Here is an 11231-nt window from a genome sequence, read left to right as displayed (position 1 = left end):
ATGCTCTTCCTTGCTTAAAGAATCGTACTGATGGAGAAACGGAAAACAGCTTCTGGTGCTGGACCTAAGTCAGGTTCAATAACGCGGAAGAGTGATGAGAGGGTAAAGCGGAGCTGGGGATTAGGGCTAAAGATTAATGAGGGTGCGACAAAACCGGTTAACCCACCTGAAAATCCTGGACGATGGCCAACATCAAACACAAAGGCTTCATCACCAACACTGCCACAGTTACTTATCACACCAAGATCTTCGGCGACACAAGTATGAATTTCTGGTTCAGGAATATTACCGGCATAGGTGTCCTCTTCGCGATCGAAAGCGATCAAGCTTAAATCCAGTGATAAGTAATCTTTGTAGATGGGTTTAACGAAGGAGGTGAAATAGGTAGTGATATCGCCTGGATCAATACCGTCATCTTCTGAGATGAATTTATGACTAAATCCCCCATGTAACGCTGAACGGCCAATGAAGCTATTCTCCGAGAACTGTTTAGTTAAAAAGGCCCCGACTAAGAAACTGGTCGATCCCGTACCTGATTGTAAAATTGAAGGTAGACGACCATCTGCGGAAAAGCGGCCAAAAACACCATTGTTAAAGGGAAAGTCTCCCACAAACGAGTTGTCGAAGTTGCTGCCACCGGGTGAGAAACTTTGTACCGCGGCTGAAGGCGCACTGAAAGCTGGGTTGTTATTACACAAAGCCCTATTATCGATATTGAAATTTCTGAAGAAACAACGACCATCTCCCCAAGTACCATTGGCAACATTTGCTCGTTGTACGGCATCAAAGCCTTGTGCCGCTACTGTATTGGGGGGCTGAGGTCGTCGAGCACTAATACGTCCATTACTGCCAAATGTGGCTTCGTTGCTGCCAGTGGGTAGAAATACCGCCCCAACCATGGCTAAACCAAAGCCACTATTGGCTTGATCGAGAATTTTCTTCTTTAAAAAGATCCCGACATCACCAAGATGAGAGGAACTACCGGCATTTTCTAAGCTAATAAAGGGTTGGCCGTTAGGGTTAATAGAGCCGTTTGTTTCTACATTACGATAGGGTATATTCACACGTAGTGTAAAACTGTGTAGATATTTTGTATTTAAATCAAAGCCATAAAACAAGTCGAGGTCGGATAATTGCCGATCAACTTCGAAATTACTAAATACATCAGTATTAGGTTTTCCATCTTTAAAAAAATCATTCCCGTCCAAGGATAAATAACGCTGGGAAAAATCTATTCGGAAAGCCCCTGGTGGTAAAACATAAGCATGCTGAGTGACTGCGGGAGTTAATAAGGGAGGAATAAAGGTTTTTATCTGGTTACCAATTTGAGTTCTATCATGTGCGTAAAAATCATCACCACCATAAATACTGTCAGCTGTGCCTAAATTAAGGTAATCATCAATGTTATTATTTTTAAGCTCCTCAGCGTGAGTTACTATCGGTGTGTTTAATAATAAAGCAAATAATAGCGTCTGCTTTATATTGAATGCTCTATGTTGAACATATATATTCAAAATAATCCCTTATTACTAATATTAATAACGTGGGATGATTCTACGGCTAAAAAATAATTATACCTCACGAGAATCTGTGTATTTTATAACAAATGTATCACGAAATTAAACTTAATAACAATCAACATCTTGAATGGTTGCTGGTAGTAATGAAATAAAATATATTCTTATTTTTAACCATATGAAAATTTCTTGTGAAATAATTCTAGATAATAAATGTAACTAAATATTTTTAGTGTGCTCATCTTTATTTTAATTAATATAAATAGTGGCTTGTCTGTTTTAACGGAAATTCAAGAACCTTAATTAATATTGAGGCTTGGAATGGATACAAAATACCAAGGGGATGGATCGACTGGTGTCGATGGCAAGGGGATGCATTAAGAGTATTGGTCTCAGTATAAGAGACGGCGATGGTCGCTTGTGTTGTTAAATGACGTTTTTTCGAATCAATTTATTGACAGAGTCCTATGTTTTGGTGACTTGTTAGACTGGAATATTTCATTATTTCTGGACTGCTAGCAGGTATAAAGTGGTGATTCGTGATCTAGGTTTGATTTTTGAAATCTATTTTCATGTGGTTTTATTAACCTAGAAACTACGAATGAAAAAGCAATGAAGTCTGTTGGTTTTACGTGATCAAATTATTATTAAATATGCAGATTATTAGTTTGGAATCGTTGTTTTATTTCATCAATTACCCTTGGTAACCTAATACTTCTTTGATTTTTTCATATATTTAACAGTAACGTGCATCGATCACGTTATTCATCTGTTCAGCGGATTTCTTCACCTCATCACTTTATATTGAGTCCATTCTGCAGGGCAAGTGATTGCCTGTATAAATTCTTACAAGGTGAACCAAGATGAAAAAAGTATTCTTTAAAGTTGCTGCTGTTTCTCTGGCACTATTATCTGCAGGTGTTTGTGCCAAAGATTATGAGATTGTCAACGTCGTTAAAGTATCGGGTATTCCTTGGTTCAACCAGATGAATAAAGGTGTTGAGCAGGCAGCCGCAGATTTAGGGGTAAATGCTCGTCAAGTTGGCCCTGCAACGCCGGATCCTGCCCAACAGGTAAAAATGATTGAAGATCTTATTGCCAAAGGGGTGGATGCCATCACTGTGGTGCCTAATGATGTGACTGTGCTTGAACCTGTATTTAAGAAGGCTCGTGATAAAGGCATTATTGTACTGACCCATGAGTCACCAGATAAGCATAATGCTGACTGGAATATTGAGATGTTAGACAACCTCGCCTATGCCAAATCGACCATGGATGAGATGGCTAAGCATATGGATAGTAAGGGAGGCTATGTTGTTTTTGTGGGTTCATTGACCGTACCGCTGCATAATAACTGGGCAAATTTGGCTATCGATTACCAAAAAAAGACTTACCCAGAGATGTTTGAAGTCACCAGTCGTATGCCTGTGGCCGAAAGTGTAGATGCCTCTTATGGCGCCACGAATGATCTGATGAAAGCTTACCCTGATATGAAAGGGATCATCTCTTACGGTTCATTAGGTTTGATTGGTGCTGGTGAAGCGATTAAGAAAAAACGCGCCAAAGATAAGATTGACACTGTCGGGATCTTAATGCCAAGTCAGGCGGCGCAATATCTGATGCGCGGTGAGATTGATAAAGGCTTCCTGTGGAACCCTGCTGATGCGGGTTATGCCATGGTTGCCGTTGCCAAGATGATGCTTGATGGTAAGGCGATAGAAGAGGGTGTTGAGGTGAATAAACTGGGTAAGGCAGAGATAAACATTGAAACTCGCGTTATTAAGTTCAATCGAATCCTTGAAGTCGATAAGTCTAATGCCCGCAGCTTAGATTTCTAGGTAGTTAAATCTATAGTTAGCGCTCGCTAACTATGCCCGAGCTACTTAGAAATGCAGGATTCAGTGGGAATTTAATGTACTTTAGGCAAGACATTGTTCGTAGCTAATGGTTGTTCCATTAGCTTAAAAGGGAGTCACCATTCCTACGCCAATGCGTCCAGAATTGAACTCGCGCAATGCCTCTGAAACGAGCATTCTCAGGTGGTTTAGGGATAAAATATGGGTTGCCTGTTCTTATACGGGCAACCACTTCAATTTTTTAAAGCTATTTTTCTAGTCACTTTATTAGGCAATCAGCCGAGTGGTATCACTATGTCCAAACAAGCCTTTATTACTCTCAAAGGGGTGTCGAAACATTTCGGCTCAGTTAAAGCTCTCAATGATATAAACCTCAGTTTTAATCGCGGTGAAGTCCATTGCCTAGCGGGGAAAAATGGCTGTGGTAAAAGTACCCTATTCAAGATCATTTCCGGTGTACACGCCCCTGAATCTGGCGCTGAAATCATCATGGATGGTCAGCACTATAACCGCCTTACTCCACAGCAATCCATAGAGCATGGAGTGCAAGTTATCTATCAGGACTTGTCTTTGTTTCCTAACTTGAGCGTGGCGGAAAACATCGCTATTCAAGATCATGTTCAATGGTATAAAGGATTCGTAAGCCGTTCACGGATCCGCACCATTGCCCAAAAAGCGATGGACAGTGTTGGGGTGAGTTTGCCCTTGGATAAACGTGTTGAACAATTGAGTATTGCGCAGCGTCAGTTAGTGGCGATCTGCCGTGCTATGGCCGCTGATGCCAAACTCGTGATCATGGATGAACCGACAGCTTCGCTAACTCGCACCGAAGTGAATCAGCTTATCAAGGTGGTGGCCGATCTTAAATCGCGCAATATTACCGTGGTCTTTGTCAGCCATAAACTCGATGAGGTGATGGAGATCTCCGATCGCATCACTGTTATTCGCGATGGCAGTACTATTGGCACTTATGATGCAAAGGATGTTGACAGCGATGAGTTGGCCTATCTGATGACAGGGCAACGTTTCGAGTTCACTCCCATTGGCAGCTTTGAGGCCAAACTTGATGACAGTGACATAAAGCTACTTACCAATAAGCTGACTAAAGCAGGCCAATTTTATGATATCGACCTCACGGTGCGCAGTGGTGAGATAGTCTCTATTACTGGTCTTTTGGGATCCGGTCGCAGTGAGTTATGCATGAGTTTGTTTGGCATGACGCAGCCCGATAGGGGGGGGATTAAGCTTGCTGGCGAATCGGTCGTTTTCAAGTCAAATCGCGATGCTATTGCTCATGGTATTGGTTATGTCACCGAAGATCGGATGACCACAGGGTTGGTGATGGATCAAAGCATTAGTGATAACACTACTGCCACGATCTTACCGCGACTGTCTGGTAAAGGAATAAGGAAAGCCTTGCTGGATCACACCAAAGCTAAAGCGTTAGTAAGCAAACTGATAAGATCGCTGTCGATCAAGGTATCAGATCCGCAACTGCCTGTTAGTAGTCTGTCTGGCGGTAATGCCCAGCGAATTGCCATCGCAAAATGGATAGCCGCTGAGCCGCAGGTATTGATCTTGGATTCGCCAACAGTTGGTGTGGATATCGCCAATAAAGAAAGTATCTATCAGATCGCCAAAGATCTCGCCGCCAAGGGCATCGCGATCATCATGATCAGCGATGAAATCCCTGAAGTATTCTATAACAGCCACCGAGTGATAGTGATGAAAGAGGGCCGTTTTACCCATGAATTTATACCATCTACATGTACTCAACAGCAGATAATGGAGGCCGTTAATGCTTGAGTTGTCTAAAGGTTCTATATCCTCTTTACTCAAACATCATGAGTTCTATTTAGCCCTGCTGATAACCTTATTGGTCCTTGGCTTGTCTATAGGCACCGAAGACTTTATGACCCTAGGCAATATTTTCGACATGACAGTGAGCTCGGCTATTCTCGGCATCATGGCTTGTGGCTTATTTGTGGTGTTAATTGCTGGTGGTATCGATATCTCATTCCCTGCTACCGCAGCGATAGGCCAATACTTAATGGCCAGTTTTGTGCTTGCTAACGGTGGTAATTTTGCTATCGCATTTGGTATTGCAGCACTGGTGGGTATCACCTTAGGTTTGGTTAATGCGATATTAGTATACAAGTTAAAAGTGCCGGCGATTATCATTACTATCGCCATGTTAAATGTCTACTTTGGCCTGCTTATCTATTTTAGCAATGGTGAGTGGCTATACGGCTTCCCAGATTGGTTTATGGATGGGGTCGAGGTGTTTCGTTTCACTGCAACTGACGGCTACGACTATGGCTTAAACTTACCCATGATCACGCTCTTGGTGGTGGTGGTGTTTACCTCTCTATTGATGAATAAAACCCGCCTTGGTCGACAAATCTACGCCATGGGCGGTAATGCTGATGCTGCTCACCGTATCGGGATGAATCCATTTGGTCTTAATCTGTTTGTTTATGGCTACATGGGCGCAATGGCGGGAATTGCCGCGGTGGTGCAGACCCAAATTACCCAATCTGTGGCGCCTAACTCGTTAATGGGTTTTGAGCTGACAGTACTCGCCGCTGTCGTATTAGGTGGTACGAGTATGAGTGGTGGTAAAGGAACCTTGCTTGGGGTCATGCTCGGCGTGGCATTGTTGGCTGTGCTTAAAAATGGTCTGACCTTAATGGGCGTTCCTTCTTATTGGCATACAGTATTAACAGGACTGATCATTTTGATCAGTATTAGTATGACCGCGCTGAACGAAAAACAACAAGCTAAGCAGGAGGCCTGATGCCAGCATTTATGAATTTAATACAACTGCCGACAGATCGTAATATCCGTTATTTACTGGTGATTTTGGCAGCCATTATGGCGCTAATGGCGATTAGTTTAGGCGGAACGTTTTTCTCGTTGTCCAACTTGCAATCCATGTCATCACAGCTTCCTTTACTCGGGATCTTTGCCTTGGCAATGGCGGTTTGTATGCTCACTGGTGGCATCAATCTCTCCATTATTGCCACCACAAATGCTTGCTCGCTTGTTATGGCCAGTATTATCACCCAGTCACCTGATAGTGGTTTGATGCTGATGGCGGCTTTGGCTGCTGGGCTAGCCACGGCGGTGGTTGTCGGTTTAGCTAACGGTTTTCTCATTGCCTATATTGGTGTGTCTCCTATTTTGGCTACCTTAGGCATGATGACTTTCATCAATGGCCTCAATGTGTTGCTGTCTGGGGGGAGTGTTATTTCAGGCTTCCCCGATGTGCTGCTCTTCTTAGGTAATGGTGATATTTTGGGGATCCCAACGCCCTTAATATTTTTCGGGACGTTTGCCTTTGGACTCTGGGTGATACTTGAACATACCGCATTAGGGCGCGCTATTTATCTGATTGGTTCCAACGAAAAAGCCAGCCGCTTTTCTGGTATTAACACTCAGAAGTCACTGGTATATGTCTATATGATCTCCTCTATTCTCTGCTGGCTGGCCGCTATTATTATGATGGCTAAATTTAATTCAGCTAAAGCGGGCTATGGAGAGTCTTACCTCTTGGTCGCCATTTTGGCTTCTGTGTTAGGTGGGATTAATCCAGATGGCGGATTCGGTCGTATTATCGGTATTTTCTTGGCGCTAGTGGTATTGCAAGCGCTTGAGAGTGGATTGAATTTACTGGGTGTGAGTAGTTATCTCACTATGGCGCTGTGGGGCGGTATCCTCATTGTTTTCATTGGCCTACAACAGTACAAATCATAGGAAGTCATCATGACCAGTTTTTTTATAGGTGTGGACGTAGGTAGTGGCAGTGCTCGTGCTGGCGTATTTGATAGCCAAGGCCGTAAAGCCGGAGAGGCTAAACGAGATATTGGTATTTTTAAACCTAAAGCCCATTTTGTTGAGCAATCCTCCGATGATATTTGGCAGTGTGTTTGCTTGGCGGTGCGTGATGCCGTATCACAGGCTAATATTGACTCGGTTCAAGTTAAAGGCATCGGCTTTGATGCAACCTGCTCCATGGTGGTGTTGGATAAACATGGTTTGCCGTTGACGGTGAGCCCTACAGGGCGCAGTGAACAAAATATTGTGATGTGGATGGATCATCGAGCAATCGCTCAGGCTGAGCGTATCAATGACACTAAGCATCCCGTGCTTGCCTTTGTCGGTAACCATATCTCCCCCGAGATGCAAACACCTAAACTCTTGTGGCTGAAAGAAAACATGCCATCCACTTGGGCTAAGGCTGGCTATTTCTTCGATCTGCCTGATTTTCTCACTTGGAAGGCGACCAATGAAAATAGTCGCTCTTTATGCTCAACAGTGTGTAAATGGACCTATCTTGGCCATGAGAATAGGTGGGATAAGGATTACTTCAATACCATTGGCTTGGGGGATCTTTTGCACAATAATGCCAGTTCAATAGGCAATGATATTCGTCCCATGGGTGAGGCTATCGGCAATGGTCTGACAGCTCAGGCTGCAGGCGAACTAGGGCTATTGCAAGGCACTAAAATTGCGACCTCGATTATTGATGCTCATGCAGGTGGTATTGGGGTATTAGGCGCGGCAGGAATGAGCGGTGAGACAGCCGATTTTAATCAGCGCTTGGCATTGATTGGTGGTACTTCTACTTGCCATATGGCTACCTCAAAAACGGCGCGTTTTATCAATGGAATTTGGGGGGCTTATTATAGCGCTATGATCCCTGGGCATTGGCTTAACGAAGGGGGGCAATCGGCTACAGGCGTATTGATTGATCATGTCATTACTGGGCACCCTTATTATGAACAAGCCCTAGAACAGGCTAAATCGACGGATATCACTGTTTACCAGCTATTAAATGAACGGCTATATGAGCTGGCAGGAAGTAAGGAAGATATTGCTTTCTTGACCCGTGACCGCCATGTTTTGCCTTACTTTAACGGTAATCGCTCTCCCCGGGCTAATCCGCATTTAACGGGAACCATGAGTGGTTTGACCATGGGAGTAAAGTTGGATGATATGGCGTTGCAATATTTAGCCACAGTGCAAGCTATCGCTCTGGGGACTCGGCATATTATCGAAGAGATGAACAGTTCAGGCTATGCCATTGACACGATTATGGCTTGTGGCGGTGGAACGAAGAATCCGGTATTTATTCAAGAGCATGCCAATGCAACTGGGTGTGCCATGTTGCTGCCAGAAGAAAGTGAAGCAGTGTTATTAGGTTCAGCGATGCTCGGCGCTGTTGCTGCTGAGTTTTATGCCACGATCCCTGATGCGATGAGTGCCATGAGCCGCATCGGTAAAATGGTGACTCCAACGGCTGATAAAAGCAAACGCTTCTATGATGCTAAGTACAGGGTATTTCAACAAATGTATGAAGATGATTGTCGCTATAAAACCATGATGGCCGATTTCTAAATAGCGAATTCATTTCATCACCGCGTATCTGGTGGAAATGATAAGTCATAGAGTATATTGCACAGGATAGTAAGAAGCGTTAAGGCGAACTTAATCGTTAACCAATAAGACAGTTTATCTTGCTGGTTAACTAGAGGTTTGGCGTAAGCAATTAATTAAGCAGGGATTGACTATGTAAATCGGTACGGATTCAGTCTCTACAAAGACCAGTTAAGAGATGATTTGTATAACTGATCTAAGTGAGGTTGTTAACCATGCTGTGTGTAGTTTGTCAGGGACGCTTACGAGTCAATATGCTTGGACTCGGATTAGCAATGACAGCAGTATGTAAAATCGTATCTTTGTTGGCTGCATTCTTAACCGCAATTTCGACTGCTGAAGTGATTGACGCGATATCCCCCGTTATCGTTACCACACCTTTACCGGCAATACCGATAGAAACATTAATACTTAATATTTCCACATTACTAGATTTAACTGCTATATCAGCTGCTTCGATTGCAGAGGAAATAGATTGAGCTTCGAGGACACCAAGTGATTTTATATTTTTGGTCGACTTACGTTTTCTTATGGCTTCTAAAACATCAGTATGAATGCGTGATAACACTAAACTATTGACGACCTGAGCCCCACCTTTGGTTAATCCCACCTCTATCGCAGCGCTCACCGATGAAGTATCACCTAATATCATCAACATTAATCGACCGGGACAATGGATCTCATTCCAAACAATTTCTACGTTAGCTGATTTTATCATGGCATCAGCAACAATGTACCCAGTTGCAATCGAACTTAACTCAATACAACCAATAGAATTTATCATATTAAACCTCGAATTTTTAGGGCTCAAAGTGACGAAGTAATTCGGCAAGAATCGCGAGCAATCATTAGCTCTTCATCGGTATTAATCACTTGGACTACGACTTTACTCAATGCAGAACTAATCGTGCTTGCATTACTTTTATTCGCTTTTTGATCCAATTCAAGACCAAGATACTTAAGGTTTTTGCACACTTCACTGCGAATGTGATCAGAGTTTTCGCCAATGCCACCGGTAAAACTGAGCACATCGATGCCATTCAATACTGCGGTGTATGAACCAATAAATTTAACAACACGATTGATAAACATTTTCAGTGCTAGTGCAGCTTTTAAGTCACCCTCTTTTGTTGCATCGACGATAAGTCGAAAATCATTAGAGAGTTGAGAGATCCCCAGAACACCGGATTCAAAATTCATCATCTTAACGACAGCTTGAATTCCTTTTCCTGTCACCTCTGATATATATGCAGGCAGAGCAGGATCAATATCACCGCAACGAGTGCCCATCATGAGTCCAGATAACGGTGTAAACCCCATGCTGGTATCGACTGATAGACCATCAAGCATTGCACAAATACTGGCACCGTTTCCAAGGTGACAATTAATCACTTTCAGGTTTTTACGTTCAGAATATTCTTCCTTCAGCACAATCCCCACGTACTGATGGCTTATCCCGTGAAAACCAAATTTACGGATCCTGTGTTTTTCATAGAGTTCGTAGGGGAGGGGATACAGATAGGTTTCATTGGACATTGTTCGATGAAAAGCGGTATCAAACACAGCCACTTGTTTAGCTATGGGTAAGGCATTTTGGAAAATTTTAATGCAAAGCAGATTGTTGGGATTATGCAGAGGCGCTAAACTACATAAATCATCGATCCCCAGCAATACACTATCAGTCACAGTGACAGCGTCATCGAACTTATCACCTCCGTGGGCCACTCTATGACCAACAATATTGATTGCTTCAAAGTTTGCCACAATCTTGTTATTTAACATATATTGCAGCAGAAAATTGGCTGCAAATTCAAAGTCTTTGTTTGCAAGTTGTATTTTTGAAGTGTGAGTTCCATGTTTCGCGACAAAAACCATTTTATCAGAGTGAATACCGTCAAACTGACCAGACAGCAAGACGGTTTCTTTGGGCATCTGATACAGTCTAAATTTAAGTGACGAGCTACCTGCATTGACAGATAATACATATTGGTTCATATCGTTCTCGTAATATTATTATGTTCGCGTTATGGGACAAACAGCGAAGTGCATCATTTTGGTTAATGTGTTGCGAACATGATTTAATGCGTATTCAACAGATGAAAGGTCGCCTTTAATCACAACTGAACCACAATCAAAATTGAGCTGCTCTACAACAATTGAACCAGATTTAGCCGCTAAATCAGCAACAATAATGGCAGCCTCTCCAGGGGAGATGGTCACGATTCCGATAGCTGTTTCATCTTGGTCTTTATGGCAAAGTAGCTCCGAAATACTGGGTTCAAGGTTGGCAATAAGATGAATAAGCGTCACCTCTTTGCCTGGTACAGATTCCTGAATGATGCGATTTGTATTCATATTTTCAGTGAAATTAGTCATGGTTATTACCTGTCGAGATTCAAGTGCTAAATTGACTCGATAA

The 11231-nt window shown here is 42.9% G+C and carries 9 protein-coding genes; 5 read left to right on the top strand and 4 right to left on the bottom strand.

The features are described 5' to 3' along the window. Nucleotides 1-14: 14 nt before the first annotated feature. Nucleotides 15-1514, bottom strand: a complete 1500-nt coding sequence (locus tag HWQ47_RS24240; protein WP_269968539.1) for a hypothetical protein — start codon at nt 1512-1514, stop codon at nt 15-17. A gap of 866 nt (nt 1515-2380) precedes the next feature. Here HWQ47_RS24240 and HWQ47_RS24235 point away from each other — a divergent pair. The 5 genes from HWQ47_RS24235 to HWQ47_RS24215 all read left to right on the top strand — a co-directional run bounded on the left by HWQ47_RS24235 (nt 2381) and on the right by HWQ47_RS24215 (nt 8773). Beyond that, nucleotides 2381-3355 carry an autoinducer 2 ABC transporter substrate-binding protein gene (locus HWQ47_RS24235; RefSeq protein ID WP_269968538.1) on the top strand — a complete coding sequence of 325 codons (975 nt, stop codon included), beginning with the start codon at nt 2381-2383 and terminating at the stop codon, nt 3353-3355. Nucleotides 3356-3574: 219 nt separating this feature from the next. Then, nucleotides 3575-5179 (top strand): sugar ABC transporter ATP-binding protein, encoded by a 1605-nt coding sequence (locus HWQ47_RS24230; RefSeq protein ID WP_269968537.1) that lies wholly within the window; start codon nt 3575-3577, stop codon nt 5177-5179. Beyond that, on the top strand, nt 5172-6170 hold the full coding sequence (locus HWQ47_RS24225; protein ID WP_442802055.1) for an ABC transporter permease: 999 nt from the start codon (nt 5172-5174) through the stop codon (nt 6168-6170). Before HWQ47_RS24230 ends, HWQ47_RS24225 begins: the two co-directional genes overlap by 8 nt. Further along, complete coding sequence (locus tag HWQ47_RS24220) at nt 6170-7129, top strand: ABC transporter permease (RefSeq protein WP_269968536.1); 960 nt, start codon at nt 6170-6172, stop codon at nt 7127-7129. The genes HWQ47_RS24225 and HWQ47_RS24220 overlap by 1 nt, the downstream gene beginning before the upstream one ends. Before the next feature lie 9 nt (nt 7130-7138). Continuing rightward, nucleotides 7139-8773, top strand: coding sequence for an FGGY-family carbohydrate kinase (locus HWQ47_RS24215; RefSeq protein WP_269968535.1), 1635 nt, complete (start codon nt 7139-7141; stop codon nt 8771-8773). A gap of 271 nt (nt 8774-9044) precedes the next feature. On the opposite strand, the gene HWQ47_RS24210 is transcribed toward HWQ47_RS24215, so the two are convergent. The 3 genes from HWQ47_RS24210 to HWQ47_RS24200 are packed head-to-tail and all read right to left on the bottom strand — an operon-like array spanning nt 9045 to nt 11188. Then, nucleotides 9045-9596, bottom strand: a complete 552-nt coding sequence (locus HWQ47_RS24210; RefSeq protein WP_269968534.1) for a BMC domain-containing protein — start codon at nt 9594-9596, stop codon at nt 9045-9047. A 23-nt stretch (nt 9597-9619) separates the two neighbouring features. Beyond that, a complete protein-coding gene (locus tag HWQ47_RS24205) occupies nt 9620-10807 on the bottom strand; it encodes an acetate/propionate family kinase (protein WP_269968533.1) in 1188 nt (395 codons plus the stop codon). Between the two features lie 18 nt (nt 10808-10825). After that, complete coding sequence (locus HWQ47_RS24200) at nt 10826-11188, bottom strand: BMC domain-containing protein (protein ID WP_269968532.1); 363 nt, start codon at nt 11186-11188, stop codon at nt 10826-10828. Between the last annotated feature and the right edge of the window lie 43 nt (nt 11189-11231).

This window comes from Shewanella sp. MTB7, from assembly GCF_027571385.1.
In the GTDB taxonomy this organism is placed as follows: Bacteria; Pseudomonadota; Gammaproteobacteria; order Enterobacterales; family Shewanellaceae; genus Shewanella.
The sequence above is the reverse complement of the archived record's forward strand: the minus strand, read 5'-3'. Positions and strand labels throughout refer to the sequence as shown.